At 70.5% G+C, this 16,049-nt stretch carries 16 protein-coding genes; 6 read left to right on the top strand and 10 right to left on the bottom strand.

The window, feature by feature from the left end:
- Positions 1-21 precede the first annotated feature (21 nt).
- From LW840_RS13200 to LW840_RS13215, 4 genes are read right to left on the bottom strand one after another with little or no spacing between them, the layout of a single operon-like run.
- The gene (locus LW840_RS13200) at positions 22-657 is read right to left on the bottom strand and encodes a hypothetical protein (RefSeq protein WP_291277130.1); all 636 of its coding nucleotides are present in this window, start codon (positions 655-657) and stop codon (positions 22-24) included.
- A 41-nt stretch (positions 658-698) separates the two neighbouring features.
- On the bottom strand, positions 699-1,424 hold the full coding sequence (locus LW840_RS13205; protein WP_291277131.1) for an SDR family oxidoreductase: 726 nt from the start codon (positions 1,422-1,424) through the stop codon (positions 699-701).
- 5 nt (positions 1,425-1,429) lie between these two features.
- Positions 1,430-2,104, bottom strand: coding sequence for a GTP cyclohydrolase I FolE (gene folE / locus LW840_RS13210; protein WP_343213635.1), 675 nt, complete (start codon positions 2,102-2,104; stop codon positions 1,430-1,432).
- Positions 2,082-2,495 carry a 6-carboxytetrahydropterin synthase gene (locus LW840_RS13215; RefSeq protein WP_291262181.1) on the bottom strand — a complete coding sequence of 138 codons (414 nt, stop codon included), beginning with the start codon at positions 2,493-2,495 and terminating at the stop codon, positions 2,082-2,084. Before LW840_RS13215 ends, folE begins: the two co-directional genes overlap by 23 nt.
- 316 nt (positions 2,496-2,811) lie before the next feature.
- On the opposite strand from LW840_RS13215, the gene LW840_RS13220 reads away from it, so the two are divergent.
- Positions 2,812-2,982 (top strand): hypothetical protein, encoded by a 171-nt coding sequence (locus LW840_RS13220; protein ID WP_291262180.1) that lies wholly within the window; start codon positions 2,812-2,814, stop codon positions 2,980-2,982.
- Between the two features lie 40 nt (positions 2,983-3,022).
- Here the strand turns inward: LW840_RS13220 and LW840_RS13225 are convergent, their stop codons facing one another.
- The 4 genes from LW840_RS13225 to LW840_RS13240 form a co-directional block, all read right to left on the bottom strand.
- The gene (locus LW840_RS13225) at positions 3,023-3,994 is read right to left on the bottom strand and encodes a GNAT family N-acetyltransferase (protein ID WP_291262179.1); all 972 of its coding nucleotides are present in this window, start codon (positions 3,992-3,994) and stop codon (positions 3,023-3,025) included.
- 10 nt (positions 3,995-4,004) lie between these two features.
- Positions 4,005-6,482 carry an SMC family ATPase gene (locus LW840_RS13230; RefSeq protein ID WP_291266674.1) on the bottom strand — a complete coding sequence of 826 codons (2,478 nt, stop codon included), beginning with the start codon at positions 6,480-6,482 and terminating at the stop codon, positions 4,005-4,007.
- 2 nt (positions 6,483-6,484) lie between these two features.
- Positions 6,485-7,687: a DNA repair exonuclease gene (locus LW840_RS13235; RefSeq protein ID WP_291277132.1), complete on the bottom strand. Its 1,203-nt coding sequence runs from the start codon at positions 7,685-7,687 to the stop codon at positions 6,485-6,487.
- 79 nt (positions 7,688-7,766) lie between these two features.
- Positions 7,767-8,798 carry a hypothetical protein gene (locus LW840_RS13240; RefSeq protein ID WP_291277133.1) on the bottom strand — a complete coding sequence of 344 codons (1,032 nt, stop codon included), beginning with the start codon at positions 8,796-8,798 and terminating at the stop codon, positions 7,767-7,769.
- A gap of 77 nt (positions 8,799-8,875) precedes the next feature.
- On the opposite strand from LW840_RS13240, the gene LW840_RS13245 reads away from it, so the two are divergent.
- Positions 8,876-9,844, top strand: a complete 969-nt coding sequence (locus LW840_RS13245) for a hypothetical protein (RefSeq protein ID WP_291269050.1) — start codon at positions 8,876-8,878, stop codon at positions 9,842-9,844.
- 22 nt (positions 9,845-9,866) lie between these two features.
- On the opposite strand, the gene LW840_RS13250 is transcribed toward LW840_RS13245, so the two are convergent.
- Together LW840_RS13250 and LW840_RS13255 are read right to left on the bottom strand one after the other, a co-directional pair.
- Positions 9,867-10,151: an Lrp/AsnC ligand binding domain-containing protein gene (locus tag LW840_RS13250; RefSeq protein ID WP_291262174.1), complete on the bottom strand. Its 285-nt coding sequence runs from the start codon at positions 10,149-10,151 to the stop codon at positions 9,867-9,869.
- An 11-nt stretch (positions 10,152-10,162) separates the two neighbouring features.
- On the bottom strand, positions 10,163-11,353 hold the full coding sequence (locus LW840_RS13255; protein WP_291277134.1) for a pyridoxal phosphate-dependent aminotransferase: 1,191 nt from the start codon (positions 11,351-11,353) through the stop codon (positions 10,163-10,165).
- A gap of 268 nt (positions 11,354-11,621) precedes the next feature.
- On the opposite strand from LW840_RS13255, the gene LW840_RS13260 reads away from it, so the two are divergent.
- From LW840_RS13260 to coaE, 4 genes are all read left to right on the top strand, one after another.
- Positions 11,622-13,496, top strand: coding sequence for a DbpA RNA binding domain-containing protein (locus LW840_RS13260; protein ID WP_291277135.1), 1,875 nt, complete (start codon positions 11,622-11,624; stop codon positions 13,494-13,496).
- 3 nt (positions 13,497-13,499) lie between these two features.
- On the top strand, positions 13,500-14,111 hold the full coding sequence (locus tag LW840_RS13265) for a thymidine kinase (RefSeq protein ID WP_291262171.1): 612 nt from the start codon (positions 13,500-13,502) through the stop codon (positions 14,109-14,111).
- 248 nt (positions 14,112-14,359) lie between these two features.
- The gene (locus LW840_RS13270) at positions 14,360-15,094 is read left to right on the top strand and encodes a helix-turn-helix domain-containing protein (RefSeq protein WP_291277136.1); all 735 of its coding nucleotides are present in this window, start codon (positions 14,360-14,362) and stop codon (positions 15,092-15,094) included.
- 275 nt (positions 15,095-15,369) lie between these two features.
- On the top strand, positions 15,370-15,990 hold the full coding sequence (gene coaE / locus LW840_RS13275; protein ID WP_291266667.1) for a dephospho-CoA kinase: 621 nt from the start codon (positions 15,370-15,372) through the stop codon (positions 15,988-15,990).
- The last annotated feature ends 59 nt before the right edge of the window (positions 15,991-16,049 follow it).

Genomic DNA, 16,049 nt, shown 5'->3' on the forward strand with positions numbered 1-16,049 from the left:
CCCGCACGGCGTCGGCGCCGCTCAGCCAACGTCGTCCGGCGCGCGCCGGCGGAGCTCCACCAGTCCGCTGGCGCGCGTGGTCACTTCGGCCACCAGCTCGTGCGCGTCGCGGGCCACCACCTGCACGCCGGCCGGAAGCAGCGCGGTGGCGGGTGCGACGAGACGACCGCCCCGTCGCACCGCGCGCACCACGCTGTCGAGCATCGGCCCGTCGCTGTGCGCACCATCGAGCGCGGCGCCCGCCAGCGTTTCGACGCCAAGTGGGACCCGTCCGCGCACTTCGAGCGCGCCCACCAGCGTCACGGGCCGTGGCGCCGTCCGGCGGGCGTTGAGCCACAGCTGCGGCACCGGCACGAGCTCGGCCAGCGCGGCGCCGGCGTCGGCATAGGCGCCGGCGAGCAGCACCGGCTGCTGGCCCTCGGTGACCCCGAGCATGGCGGCCAGACGCATGGCCTCGAGTTCCACCGCCGGAGGTGGTCCGACGGGCGGGTCGAAGCGCGCGACACCCTCGTGAATGACGAACTCCGCGCCGCAGACGGGGCAGGCCAGGTCGGCATCGCGCAGGTCCGCGCCCTCGGCGTGGTGCACCATGGCGACCAGCCACGACTCGTCGTGCGGACGCGGGCACCGCAGCGCATCGAGCAGATCTCTCAGCATGCCGAAAGCTAACGGCCACCGCGCACGCGGTGTGTGTGCCGTCAGGCCCGACTGAGGCGCAGCTCGTCGACGTTCACGTGCGGAGGGCGCGTCACGGCCCACAGCACGGCATCGGCCACGTCGGCCGCGTGCAGCATGCTGGCGCGCGACGGCACCCCCGGCGTATGGTCGGGGTCGACCGGATCCCAGATGGGCGTGTCGGTGGCGGCGGGCGAGATGAGCGTGGTGCGAATGCCCGAGCCGACGCACTCCTCGCGCAGCACTTCGTGCAGGGCACGCGCGCCGAACTTGCTGGCGGAATAGGCGCCGTTCCCGCCGAAGATGCGGCGATCGGCGACCGACCCGATGGTGACCACGTGTCCGCTGCGCTGCGTGCGCATGCCGGGCAGCAGCGCGTGCAGCAGCCGGTATGGCGCCGTGAGGTTGGCGGTCAGCGTCTGCTCGAACGTGGACGGCGACGTGTCGGCGATGGGGGCCAGGGGAAAGATCCCTGCGTTGCTGACGAGGATGTCCACCGACCCGCCGGCGGCGGCCAACACGGCGGTGACGGTGTGCGACAGGGCGGGCGCGTCCGCCAGGTCACAGACGTGCGCCTCGGCGCCTCCGCCCAGCTCGAGCGCGAGGGACGCGAGGGCGTCCCGGGAGCGGGCCAGCAGAAACAGCCGTGCCCCCGCCGAGGCGAGGGCACGGGACACGGCACGACCGATGCCGCGCGACGCCCCGGTGACCAGCGCCGTTCGGCCGCTCAGGGGCGCATGCGCGTGCATGGCGCTCAGTACGTGGTGGGCGAGTGGGCGAGCCGCAGAAACTCGCTGCGGGTCTTCGAATCGTCGCGAAACAGCCCCCGCATGCTGGACGTGATCGTCCGCGAGCTCTGCTTCTCCACACCGCGCATCATCATGCACAGATGCACCGCCTCGATGACGACACCGACACCCTTGGGCTGCAGCACCGCTTCCAGCGCGTCGGCGATCTGCTCCCCGAGGCGCTCCTGCACCTGCAGGCGGCGCGCGAACACCTCCACCACGCGCGGCAGCTTCGACAGCCCCACGATCTTGCCGTTGGGGATGTAGGCAATGTGCACCTTGCCGAAGAAGGGCAGCATGTGGTGCTCGCACATCGAGTACATCTCGATGTCACGCACCATGACCATGTTCTCGTGATCCTCCGCGAACAGGGCGTCGCCGATCACTTCCGATGCCGTCTGGCCGTAGCCGCGCGTGAGCCACATCTGCGCCTTGGCCACCCGGCTCGGCGTCTTGAGCAGCCCCTCGCGATCGGGGTCCTCCCCGATCAGCTCGAGCTGACGACGCACCATCGTTTCGTACTCGGCGAGGTTGCCGTCCGCGGTGAAGTCGTCGGGATCGACGATGTTCACCGCCGCACGCCCCGAGGACACCCCTGCCACAGGTCGGATCACGTCCTTATTCCCCTTCGTAGTCGACATAGTTGTTCTCGGTTTCCCAGAGCCGCAGTCGAACCAGCCGGGCGGGCGCGATCGCCGGAGCGAGCACCCGCCACATGGCCACCACCACGTTTTCGGTGGTCGGATTGATTCCCTGCATGTAGGGGACGTCGATGTTGAAGTTGCGATGGTCGGTCTCGTCGATCACGTGCCGATCCACCACGTCCCGCAGCTGCCCCAGGTCGATCACGTAACCGGTACGCTCGTCCACGGGCCCCCGCACCGACACTTCCAACTCGTAGTTGTGGCCGTGCCAGTTGGGGTTGTTGCACTTGCCGAAGAGCCGGCTGTTCTCGGCGTCGGAGAGCGCAGGATTGTGAACTCGATGCGCCGCGTTGAAGCGGAGGCGGCGCGTCACGGTGACGATGGGCATATGGAATGAAGCCGGCCGAAGGGGAAATGGTTCCGTCGGCTCCCCCGCAAAGCGAAGGCCCCGCCACAAGGACGGGGCCTGCGCAACAACACGGGAACGAAGAAGGTGATCTTGAAGCCCAAAGAAAACCATAAGACTCTCACCGCGCTGTCGCCTTCCCCGCACTGGGGCATGACGTTCACCCGTCTGTTGAATCCCTTCTCAGGACTTATCGGCTCAAGAAGTAAAGCCTCTCCGCCCCCGCAACCATGAACACGACGCGTATTGTAGAGTACGGTCACGGAACGCGCAATTGCGCCATGGAGTAGATTGCGTCATGGACCTCACTCTGCTTGCCGGAATCGTGATGCTCGTCGTCTGGGGCGGGCTGACCGTCGCCACCGAGGCGCCTGGCTGGATCCACCTGCTGCTGACCGCCGGGGTGTTTCTCGTCATCTGGCGCATCGTCGTGCGCGACACACCCAGCGGCCCCGGCACGTCGCGGTAGCCGCACCACGCCGGCTCCGCGCGGCGGGCGCGTGGTGCCGTCAGATCTCCCAATTCGACAGGACCATGCCCTCGGTGGGCGGCACTTCGGACCACCCGAAGACGCTCATCCGCAGGTCCGTCCAGCGCACGCGCGCGCCAAGCGCCACCAGCGTGCGATAGGCGTCGGGATAGTCACCCTGCAGGCGGATGGCGAGACGACGCGTACCGGAGCGCCGCGCCAGATCGGCCAGCGCCCCCAGCAACGCCGGCAGCTCGGCGCGTCGCGCGAGCACGAGCTTGAGCACGCGCAGTTCGTCACGTGAGCGTCCCTCCACCAGCGGCGCCGAGTGGCAGAGGGCAAACCCCGACGGATCGTGCGGCGGGCCGAGCAGCACCGTGTCCCCCAGCCCCAGCCGGTCGGTCAGCTCGAGTTCGCGGGTGAAGTCGTAGCCCGGCATCACGCGCGTGGTGAGCGCAAGACACGCCGCCATCGCGGCCACCTTGTCGCTCTCCGACAGCTGCGACAACAGGCGCGGCGCCTTGGGACCGGCTGCCGCATCGAGCGTCACCGTGATGGTGAGATGCGACGGCACGAAGCCGAGCGTGGAGTAGAAGCCGATGTTGTCCATCGTTCTCGGCATCGTTTCGAGGCCGATGACACGGGCCTGCTGCAGTCGGAGCCAACGCATACCGGCCTGCACCACCACCTTGCCCAGTCCCACGCCCTGCTGGTCGGGGCGGACACAGAGCGGCCCCATCCATCCTTCCGTGCCCGAGTGGTGCGCCATGTTGAAGGCCACGATGCGTCCCTGCCCGTCCCGCCAGCAGAGTGCCCCGTCGCCGGCGTCCTCGATGGCATAGCGCCAGATGGCCGGATTGAGCGGCGGCACCCGCACGCCCGTCATTCCGTCCTTGCGATAGCGCTCGGTGAATGCCTCGGTGAAGATCTGGTTCAGCGCGGGGATGTCCGCCAGCGTCGCCACGAACGGTCCGTCAACCGGTCGGGTACCGCGGAACGATCGTGTCGACACGGTCATCGGCTCACCCCTCGCCCCAGGGCGCGGGCGCCGCACCGGCGGCGACCTCCGCCTCCGGCGAGAGCGACGCGCCCGCCAACGCCGTCGTGGCGTCGGTGACCACGCTGCAGCCGCGCGTTTCATCGAAACGCACCAGCAACAGGCGATCGAGTCCCTCGCGCACCTGTTCGATGTGCGTGATCACGATGACCTGTTCGAATCGATCGTGCAGCCGCCGCAGCAATTCCACCACGTTGCTCCGTCGGGTTTCATCGAGCGAACCGAATACCTCGTCGAGAATGAGCAGCGAGAACGACTGCCCGGCCCGCTCGGCGATCATCTGCGAGATGGCCAGACGCAGTACCAGGTTGCACAGGTCTTCCTCGCCACCCGAGATCACCGGCTTCGGCACCCCGTCCTCGAGCACGAGCAGTCGATACTCCTCGTCGAACTCCAGCTGCGTGTACCGCCCGTCGGTGAGGTCGTCGAGGAACCGGCTCGCGATGTCCGCCAGCTCGGGGCGCAGCTGGTGATTCAGGTCGCTGCGCAGGTCGGTGAAGGCCCGGTCGAGTTCATCGTGCACCCGCTTTTCCGTTTCCAGCGCCTCGAGGCTGGTCTGCAGGCGGGCCAGCTCCCGTCGCGCCTGCTCCGCCGTCTCCAGGGCGGTGCGCGCCCGCTCGGCTTCACCGCTCGCAGCCACCGCTTCCAGTTCGGCGCGCTGCGCCTCGGTGGCCGCGGCCTCGTAGGCCGCCCGCACCGTGCCATAGGTGGCATCATCCATGCCCAGCGCCGCCAATTGCGTTTCCACCGTCATCAGGCGCTCGCGCGCCGCGTCGCGCGCGGCCAGCACACGCGCCCGCTCGGTCCGCATCACGAGTTCACGCTCGAGGAGTCCGCTCACCCGTGCCATGCGCGTGTCGATCTCCTGCAGCCGCTGCACATCGGCGCGCAGCTGCTCGTGCCGATGCGCGTCGTAGCCGGACGGCAGCGCCGCCAGCTGCGACGTGGCATCCTCCAGGCGGCGCGTCAGCTGCGCCCGCTGCTCCGCCACCATGGCGGCCTCTCCCATCGCCGCCTGTATGCGCGCCAACCGGCGCTCGGCGACAGCGACTTCCTGCTGCTGGCCGCGCCGTCCCTCCTCGAGGCCGTCAATGCTCGCCGGGACGGCCGAGAGCTGCTCGGCGCGCTGCCGAAAATACTGGCCATCGACACGGACCGTCTCCAGCTGCTCGTTGAGCTGCTCCAGTACCGAGGCGAAGTTTGCCCCCAGCGGCTGGCCGCAGGTGGGACAGGGACTTTCCTCTCCCAACCCTTCGAGGCGCTCCCGTTGCTGCGACAGCTCCGCGTACTGCGTGCGCAGCGCCTCGAGACGCGTTTCCGCCTCCTGCCGATCACGCGCCCAGGCGGTGCGCTCGGCATCGAGCGCCTGCTCCGCCTGCGCCAGCGCCGCGCGCAACGCCAGCACCTGCGTCGTGGTCTCCACCTCCAGTGCGGGCGCCGATTCGAGCCGCGCGGCGCGATCGATGAGCTTGGCCTCTTCTTCCGCGTAGGCGGCAACCCGTTCGAGCAGCGCCTGCCGGCGGGCCCCGGCAGCGGCAAGCGCTTCCTGCGCCGACAGCGCCTCGCGCACACCGGCCAGTCGATTCGCCTCTGCGCGCAGGGGCACGAGCTCGTCGTGCGCGCGCGCCACCGCGTCCAGTTCCCGATCGAGTCGTTCGAGTTCGCGCGACAGCGATACCGCCTCGCTCTCGGCCACGCGCAGTTCGGACGCCAGCTGCAGCCGTCGCTCGCGCTGCGACTGCGCATCCTGCCAGCGGGGCACGAGTCCCTGCAGCCGCGCGGCCGCGTCCCGCTGTGCCGCGTCCGCTTCGGCCGATCGCGTGCGCGCCACGGCGAGACGCGCTTCCGCATCGGCCACGGCGCGCCAGATGGCGTCGGGGTCGGCCATGCCCTGCTTGAGCCCGTTGATCTCCGCCAGCACCGCGCGCCGACGCTCGCGCGCGAACTCCTGGGCGCCAGTGATGCGATCGTATCCCAGCACGCGCGACAGGAATCGCGCCCGCTCGGCCGCCCCCAGCGCGGCCATCACATCCAGCTCCTTCTGCCCCGTGAAGTACGTGTGGAAGAACTCCGCGCGCGTCATGCCCAGGCGGCGCTGGAGCAGCTCCGTGGCCCCGGTGATGGTATTCGCGATGGGGGCTTCCCCAGCGTCGAGGTAGACCTCGGCGTTGGAAAGCCCCCGCAGGACGCGGTACCGGTGGCCGGCCAGCTCGAATACGAGCTCCACCTTCACCGGGGCGCGCGGCCCAGCGCGCGAGAAGCGGATGCCGTCACGCGTGCCGCGGGCCGCCGGGTTGCCATAGAGGGCCCACGCAATGGCCTCGAGCACGGTGGACTTGCCCGATCCATTCGGCCCCACGATGCCGGTCAGCCCGCGATCGAAATCCAGGCGCGTGTCGGCATGCTGGCGGAAGTTCTGGAGGCGCAGCGAAATGAGTCGCATGCTCAGCCGTCCATCACCGGGAGCGCCGCCACGGCCGCTTCCTCCGCGAGGTGCAGATAGCGCAGTCCGAGCGCCACGAACTGATCGCGGTCCACGTCGGCCGGGAGCGGTCGCTCGCGCAGTCGTTCCCCCACGATCTCCGGCAGTGTCGCGCGGCGGCTTCCGCCGCCGCCGGCGCCGCCTCCCGAGCGACGGGGCAACGGGTCGGGGCGTCGCGTGTCGAGGTGGAAGTGCATCGCCCGCCGGCGGTACTCGCGCAGCGCCCCGTGGTCCAGCTCGCGGGCCACGTGGCGGGCCACGTGGCGCACCGTCACCCGCACGATGCGATGGTCGATCCCCCCCGGCGCACTCTCCACCCGCGCCCGAATGGCCGCATCGATCTCGCCCGCCCCCATGCCGCTGGCATCGATCGGTTCAAGATCGAGCAGCGGGCGGGCCGGCGTGACCGGATGGAAATGATGGGCACCGTGCGTCAGGTCGTGCTCGATGAAGCCCTTGCCGGGAATGCGGCGCTCGCGCTCCTCGCGCAGCTCGCCCCACGGGTTGGTGCTGGTGTATTCGAGGGAGCCGCTGTAGTACGCCCGCGGCGCGACTTCGCGGTACACGTGGTAGTGACCAAGCGCCACGTAGCTCCACCGGTCGGCGTGCAGCGCCTCCGGCGGAATCTCGATGGCGGCCCGTTCGGCGTTCGCGGCCTGCACCGGCAGCAGCCCCGCCACCTCGCCGTGCAGCAGCAGCACGGTGTGCCGGAAGCCCTCGGGCGGCAGCAGCGGTGGTCGCTCAACGCCGGGTACGTCCGGTACGGCCAGGACGGCAAGCGACTGCTCCGGAAAGGTGAACAGCTCCGCGCGCGCATCGGCGACGTGCACACCGATCTCCCGGAAGAGCCGCAGAATGCACCCCGTTTCGGCCGTGCGCGGTGCGTCGTGGTTGCCCGCCACCATGATCACGGGCGTTTCGGGCAATCGCTCCCGCAGCTGCATGAGGGCACGAAAGGCGTGCAGGATGGCGGGATTGGACGGCCGCACGGTGTGGAACACATCGCCACCGATGACGACCAGATCGGGTGCCACCTCGATGATCTGCGTGATGGCCCGCTGTACGGTGGCGGCGACGTCGTCCTCGCGCTGGTTGGTGCCCGACGCGGTGAGCCGTTGGTACTGGCGGAAGCCGAGATGGAGATCGGCGAGGTGGACGAGACGCATCCCCCAAACTAACGGTGCGTCTCGCCGGCGCGGGTGGTGGCAGGGCGCGTATCGCCGCGCGGCCGGCGCCCCGGTCCGCTCAGCGCACCCGGACCTGCTGTTCGATACGAATGTCCAGCAACATCGGCCGACCGGCGCCGGCGGGCCCGGGGGCCACCTCCGACTGCACGTCCATGACGGTCCGCGCATCGGTAATCCAGGCGCGACGGCGGTCCACGACCATGGTGCCCCGCAGAGTACCGGCCGTGATGACGCGTGTGCCTGGAGGCAGCTCGCGCGCCGCACCATCACGCCGCAGCACGCCCACGATGGCGATGTAGGCGTGGCGGCCACCACGGGACAGCGAGTCGAGCCGGAGGCGCGCCTGCACCACGCCACTGGCCCGATAGGAGCCAAGTGGCAGCGACGGCAGCAGCATGTCCCGCTGCCACTCGCTGCCCACCCGGACCGGCCCCGCGGGGAGGAGTCCCGGCACCGAGGCCAGCGTGGCGCCGAGCGTGGCGTCAGCCGACGCCGGGTCCTGCAGCCGCATGGCTCCGTCGGGGGTGACCGTGACACGGACGTGCCAACTGTCCCCCTGGACGGGCAGGCGCACCGGCCGCACCGCGTCGCCGGTGGCGCCGGTCCACATCGCAATGGAATCGGTCGTGGCCAGCAGCGTCGTCCCGGTGAGATCGCTCGCTGCCACCAGCGAGTGGGCAAACAGGTGCACGTGGGACACGCGCGTGTTGGCGCGCCCGGCGCGAGGGCCGTAGTCGGGTGCGGGTGAGGCGCCGCGCTTGCCCTGCAGGACGGGGGGAACCGTGGACTGGGTCCCCTCCACACGGCGGCCACTCACGTGCACCGCCTGTTCGACCAGAAGCTGCAGGGTGTCACCGACACGGGGACGCACCAGCAGCTGCACGCCCCCCGTGCTCGCCCGCTGCGCGGCGGCTGGCGCGGGCACCGTACTGGCTGCCAACAGCAGGATGCCGGCGACGGTGCTTCCCCACCCGTGTCCGGTTTTCACCGGCCGCACCGTTGCGCGACGGCGCCGGTCGAGGTCAGATGTCCCACCGCCGCCCATACCCGCGTGACGCCACCAGAGATCGTTGCCGAAGACCTTGTGCACCACGGTTCATACCCCGGGCGCCGCGCGATGCTCCCCGACCAATGGACTTCCGGCCCTTGGCGTACGAAACTGCCTGCGTGCCCAACCTGTTGCCTATCCTCCGGCGCCTGCGCGCCGTGCCCACCGGCGCCGTGGCCATGTGCGCGCTGTCACTTGCCGCCTGCGACGCCGTGAAGGGCAAGCTGTACCCCGAGGTCGTCGACCGTGGATGGCAGAGCGACAGTACGCTGTTGGCCGCTTCCCCTGCGGTGCTCATGCGTGTGGTGCGGAGCAAGGAGGGCGCGCGGGCCGTGCCGCTCGCCACGATTGACGGCACGGGGGTGCACACCCTCTCGCTCACCCCACGGGGATGGCGCGCACTGGATGTGCAGATGCTGCACGAGGGACGGCGGTTCGTGCCGTACCGGGGCAGTGAGCCGCTGGGGACCATCGTGTCGCGTCGCGGCATGTGGGAAGGGCCAACGCTCGACTCGCTGCCGGGGTGCAGCCAGATGCTGCCGGCGGCCGCCGTGTCAGTGCCCGACGGGGTCGAGTTGCTCACCTCCGGAAGCACGGCCCTGCCGGGACGCTCGAGCGGGCTGGCCAACGGCGAGCTGGAACGGGTGCTGAGCGTGGTCTCCACGCTCGTGGCGCCCTCGGCCGGTGTGCCGATGTCCAAGATGTCGCGCTATCGGCGTACCGTGCAGGTCGTGGGGACGGGGGCCACCGCGAGTCCCACGATCGTGGTGACGTACAGCGACCCTCAGGAACTCCCCGCGGGGGCGTCGCGCATGGCGGAGCGCCCGCGGCAGCTGGTGCTGGTGCTCGACAAGGGGGCGTACGGCTACCGGCCTTCGCTCACGCTGGCCGATGTCTCGTCGGCGCGCCTCGCACCGCGACGCCGGTTTCTGGGCGCGCTCGACACCAATGGCGATGGGCGCGCCGAGCTGTTCTTCGGACTCGGTGAAAACATCGAACGCGGCGAGCTGGCCACATTCAGCTATCGGTTCAGCGGCGATGCCTGGATTGCGGACTGGGAGTACCGGCGGACGCGCTGCATGGGCTGAGGCGCGCGGGCGTGGGCGGCCGCTACTCGACGCCGATATCCCAGGCCTGCTCGAGGTCACGTGTGCTGTACTGGCGGAACGCCGTCAGCGTTTGCGTGCGCTGAATGCCCGGCACCTTGGCGAATTCCTGGGTGACCACCGTCGCGATCTGCTCGAGGTCGGGCACCCGGACGATGGCCACGAGGTCCCAGGCGCCCGAGACCGAATAGACCTCCGCCACCCCGTCAATGGCCGTGAGCGCCGTGGCACAGGCGGGGATGCTGCGCGGGTCGGCCTGCACGAGCACGATCGTGGTAATCATCGGCATGGCTCCGGGAGTCAGGTGGTGAGGCAGGTGGCGATGCGCGTTACGCCTTCGACCGCCACGGCCTCGGTCGTGGCGTAGCTGGCACGAATCCAATTGGGCGTCCCGAACGCGCTACCGGGCACGATCGCCACCTGCTGTTCCTCAAGCACGGCGGCGGCAAAGGCGGCACCCGGATCGGCAGCGCCGCGAAATCCGTCGACGTGCAGATACAGGTAGAAGGCGCCGGCGGGATGCACGTAGCGCACGCCCGGAAATGCCCCCAGGGCGCGCAGCACCGCGTCGCGCCGCTGCCGGAAGGCTCGCACCATTTCGTGCACCGCGGCATCGGCCTGTTCGCGCTCGGCGAGCGCCGCCAGCGCGGCGTGCTGCGACACGGCAGCCGCGTTGGAGGTGGTATGCCCCTGAAAGGCACTCATCGCCTTGGAGAGCGGGGCGGGAGCAATGGTCCAGCCAATGCGCCAGCCGGTCATGGCGTACGCCTTGGCCACGCCATTCACGATGATGAGATTCTCGCGCGTCGGGGCGATGTCCAGTGCCGAGACGGCATCACCCTCGTAGGCGATGCGCCGGTAGATCTCGTCGGCAACGACCCACCACCCGCGGTCGCGCGCCAACTCCAGAATGGCCGCCAGTTCGTCGCGCGAATAGACGGCACCGGTGGGATTGTTGGGGGAGTTGAGCATCACCCCTTTCGTCCGCGGGGTGGCCGCCGCCTCGAGCATCGCGGCCGTGACCTTGAGCGAGTTGGCCGGATCGCCGAGCACGGGAACAGCGGCCGCGCGCGCCAGCTCGACCATTTCGAAATAGCTCGTCCACGAGGGAATCGGGATGAGGACGTCGTCACCGGGGCCGAAGCAGCACACCACGGCGTTGTAGAGCGACTGCTTGGAGCCGTTGGAGACGACGACCTCGGCGGGCGTCACCGGCTGCTGCTGCACCTGGATGCGATTGGCATCGGCCGCAATGGCTTCGCGGAGCGGCAGGATCCCTTCGGTGTTGGTGTACCGCGTGGCCCCCGCCTCGATCGCGCGCGCGGCCGCCTGTCGAATGAACGCCGGCGTGTCGAAGTCCGGCTCCCCGGCACCGAGGTCGATGACGGGCACGCCCTGCGCCTTGAGGGCGCGCGCCTTGGCGGCGACGGCGAGGGTGGCGGACTCCTTCAGTCGGGCGATGTTCGGGGACGGCTGAAACGACAGCGGCATGTCGGACGGATCCGGAGTGGAATTGGGGCGGACACCGACTATCTTTCGAGGTTCGGACTCGAGCGTCTCGAGGCAATTAAGCGCGCTCCGGGAGCACGCGCCACGTGGGACCACTGCGCCAACCGGGCGCACGACACCGGCAGTTGGGCTGCCGGGCTGACTAACAACTGATGGGGTGGGTGTGAGCGAGCAGGAACGGGAAGACTCGTCGCCAGGGGCGACGCGGAGCCAGCACATCGTGCTTGAGGGCCCCGCAGATTTGCGGACGATGACCGCGGCCATTCGCCCCGGTGTGGAGCGCAGCCGGCAGGGCGGCGCCGTCGGCGCCCCGGTGTGCCTCATCATCACCCCCACCATCGAACAGGCCATGGCGGCCGCCGATCAGGCACGCCGTCTGCTGGCCGATCCGGCGGTGCGTGTGGTCCCGGTCACCGGGGCCGTTCGCGCCCGCCGTGTGCTGGGGCTTGCCCCGGTGGCTGTGGTCACCGGCACCCCCGCCGATCTGCTCACGCTGCGTCGCGACGCGGCGCTGGGCGTAGACCAGCTGCAGACGGTCGTCATTGTGGGCCTCGACGAAATGCTTGCCGCCAACGGCGCCGACACGTTGCAGGCCCTGCTGGGTGACACGCCGGAGAACGTGAGCCGCGTAGCCACGCTCGAACGCGAAACCGAAGCCGGCGACGCGTTCCTCGAGGCGCAGTTGCGACGCGCGCGCCGCATGACGCCGCTCCTCGTGGGTGACACCCCCCTCGCGGTCACTCCGCGGTTCATCCTCACGGCGCCGTCCGGGCGCGTCGATGCCCTGCGTCTGGTCCTCGACGAAACCGACCCGCCGTCGCTCGTCGTCATCGCCGCCACCGACACCGGCGTTGCCGACGCCACGGCGGCGCTGGAGCGCCTCGGTCTTGTCGTCGACGGATTGTCGGTACAGGTCACCCGGCAGCCCACGGCGCAGCACGTGGCGCTGGCGGTGCTGTGGGAGGCGCCGGCCACCTTCGAGGCCCTGGTCGAGTCACTGGCCATGCGACCGGTCGATGCCGTGGCCCTGCTGCTGCCCGATGAACTGCCGGCGTTCCGCCGCATGACGCAGAGCCTCGCGGAGGCGTGGACGCCGGCGCCCCGCAAGGCCGCTGCCGAGGACCGTGTCCAGCAGCTGCGCCACGCCCTGCGCACGACCCTGGGCAACGGCCACGCGTCCGCAAGCGAGCTCGCACTGCTCGCCCCGCTGCTCGAGTCGCACGACGCCCTCGAGATTGCCTGCGCGGCGCTGCGCCTCTACGAGGGCGCGCGACGCGAGGTGGCCAACGTGCGCGCCAAGGCGGCAGCCGCCGGCGCCAAGTCGACGGCGCGTGAGACGCCCCGTGAGAGCGGACGCGCCGGCGATGCGCCGGCGGCGCCGGCCGGACGCCAGCGGGTGTTCCTTGCCGCCGGCACGCGCGACAACGTGCGGGTGGGGGATATCGTAGGCGCCATCGCGAACGAGGCAGGGGTGCCGGGGGAGAAGATCGGTCAGGTCGACCTCTTCGAGTCGCACGCGACCGTGGAGCTTGACGCGGCGGACGCCGCGACGGTCGTGGCCGCGCTGGGGAGCGCCACGCTGCGTGGCCGTCGCCTGAGTGCACGCATCGACGAGCGCCGCGGGGGCGAGCGTCACGAGCGCGGTGGCTTCGGCGGCCGCGGCCCGCGCCGCGACATCGGTGGTGACCGTGGGGCGCCGCGCCGCGACGGCGGCGGCGAGCGTGGGCCGCGCCGCGACGGCGGCGAGCGTGGGCCGCGCCGTGACTTCGGCGCTGAGCGTGGTCCCCGTCGCGAAGGCGGCGGTGATCGCGGCCCGCGCCGCGACTTCGGTGGCGAGCGCCCCGCCCGCGGCGGCGATCGTGGTGAGCGTGGTCCGCGTCGGGAGTTCGGCGGTGAACGCGGGGCCGACCGCGGCCCGCGCGGCGGCGCCGGCGGTGGCTTCGGTGGTGGATTCGGCGGAGGTCGCCCGCCCCGCGCCGCCGATGAGCGACGCAGCTGGGGGGACCGCCCCGTGGGGGAGCGCACCGAAGGACGGAATGAATGGACCGAACGCGCCGAGCGCATGAAGCACGCGAAGCGCGAGCGGCCGACACGGCCGTCGACCGATCGGGGCGACGAGGCGTAACCCGTGAGTGGCGGCTTTCAGGCATCCGGTGGATGGATGGAGGTCATCGCCGGCTCGATGTTCAGCGGCAAGACCGAAGAGCTGCTGCGTCGGGTCCGGCGTGCCACAATTGCCCGCAAGCGCGTCCAGGTGTTCAAGTCGCACCTGGACGACCGCTACGCCGGGCTGTGGGCCGTATCGAGTCACGACCGGCGCACCTTCGATGCCACGCCGGTCGATTCCTCGTCGCAGATCCTGCTCCGTCTCGATCCCATGGCGCAGGTGGTCGCGATCGACGAGGTGCAATTCCTCGACACCGGCATCGTGAACGTGGTGTCGGGGCTGGCCGATCGCGGACGCCGGGTCATCATGGCGGGCATCGACACCGACTTTCGCGGGGAACCCTTTGGCCCCATGCCGCAGCTCATGGCCATGTCCGAAGTCGTGGACAAGCTGCACGCCATCTGCGTGCTGTGCGGGTCGCCGGCCAGCCGCACGCAGCGCCTGCTGGCCGGAAAACCGGCGCCGTACGATTCGCCGACCATCATGGTGGGGGCCGCGGATGCCTACGAGGCCCGCTGCCGGGCGTGCCATCAGGTTCCGCGGCGCGACGAGGCACAACCGTCCCTGCTGTAGGGGCTCGCACCGTCGGGAGCGTGGCGGTCGGGAGGCGGGCAGAGGACGGTGGCGTGGGCGGGGGGCGGCGGCCCGGACGGGGGGCGGTGTGACGCGTGGCGCGGGGTGGGCGTCCTTCCCGCGACACCGATAGCTCTTCTCTCCACTTTCCCCGGACGGATCGTCGCATGGGTGTAATCGCGACGTTGCTCGCGCACGAACCCCGACTCGCACGGCTGCGAAGCGCCGCGCGGGACCGGTATCGGTTCGTGCCATGCGAAGATTGGACCTCCCTCACGCGCGCCTGTGAGCGAGGGCCCATCAATGTGGTCGTCTTCGACCTGTACGTTGACGGTCGCGCCGACTTCGAACGCGTGCGCCAGTTGCGCATCCGAGTGCCACGTGCGGCACTGGTTGCCTACGTGGACCTGACGCGGGAGCGGGCGAAGGACATGTTCGACGCCGGACGCTGCGGCATCGATGTGCTCATCGTGGCCGAAGAAACCGACACACCGCAACTGCTGGCCGCGCTGCTCGACCAGGCCGAGGCGCGCAGCGTCTCGAGTCTGCTCAAGCCGCACCTCGCCGGCCTGCGCAGCGTGGTGCGCGACGCCGTGATGCTGTCGGTGACGCGTGCGCACGAGCGGCTCACCCCGGACAGCCTCGCGCGGCTCATCGCCGTCTCGCGCCGGCTGCTCTCCAAGCGTCTCGAGGGCGCGCAACTGCCGCCGCCACACCAGCTGCTGACCTGGGGTCGGCTCATCGTGGCGGCCAGCATGCTCGAGGATGGCTCGCGCAGCGCCGACGGCGTGGCCAGTGCGCTCGACTTCCCGTCCGGTTCGGCGTTCCGCAACACCTGCCAGCGCTATCTCGGCTGTACGCCACACCAGATCCGCCTGCGCGGCGGGGCGGGCTGGGTGATCCAGGAATTGCTGGTGAACCGCGAGAAGCGGCGGCAGATCGCGGATCACGAGGATGACATGCGGGACTCGGCGGCGGCGTGAACGGCGGAGGGGTTCCGGTGGTCGGCAAACGGTGCTGAACAGCAGACCGCATTCGGCAGGAACCACAGCACGCAGACAGGAGTGATGCGGAAGAACAACACGGCGGCGTGCGCGATGCGCCGCCGCCGATGTCCCAACCGCGAAGGAAATCGGGCGCCCTGCGAAGCAGTGGCGCCCGTTTCGTTCTTCCACATCCCTGCCGTCTGCCCACTGTCGTTCCTGCCGTCTGCCGCCTGCCGGTGGTCGCCCACGCGATCTGTCCCTACGTTTCCCCCATGCTCCACGTCGCCCTCACCGGCAACATCGCCTCCGGCAAGTCCACCGTGGCCGCCCTGCTCGCCGCGCACGGCGCCACGATCATCGACGCCGACGAACTGGCCCGGGCTGCGGTGGCCCCCGGCACCCCGGGACTCGACGCGGTGGTGGAGCGGTTCGGCACCGACGTGCTGGCGCCCGACGGTTCGCTCGACCGCGCCGCCCTGCGCGCGCGGGTGTTCCGGGACCCGGTGTGCCGCGACGCGCTCAACGCCATCGTGCATCCGGCCGTGCGACGGTTGCGTGAGGAAGCGGTAGCCGCCGCGCACGCCCGCGGGGACCGCATCGTGGTGTCGGATATTCCGCTGCTCTTCGAGGTGGGGCTTGAACACGCCTTCGATGCGGTCATCCTCGTGGAGGCGCCCGAGCCCGTTCGCCGTGCCCGCATCGTGCGCGATCGTGGCCTCGGCGCCGAGGAGGCGCAGGCCATGATCGATGCGCAGTGGCCATCGGCACGCAAGCGGACCGGGGCCACCTGGGTCATCGACAACAGCGGCGACCGCGACGCGTTGGCCGCCGATGTTCAGGCGCTGTGGACGCAGATCGAGGCCCGCGCCGCGCAACCGAAGGCAAACCCGTAGCAGGCGACCGCTTCCCCTTCCCGGCCCCGGGGCGGATACTTCCCGGGTTCGGTTCTTCC

It is taken from the genome of Gemmatimonas sp. (assembly GCF_021298855.1).
Classification (GTDB): Bacteria; Gemmatimonadota; Gemmatimonadetes; order Gemmatimonadales; family Gemmatimonadaceae; genus Gemmatimonas.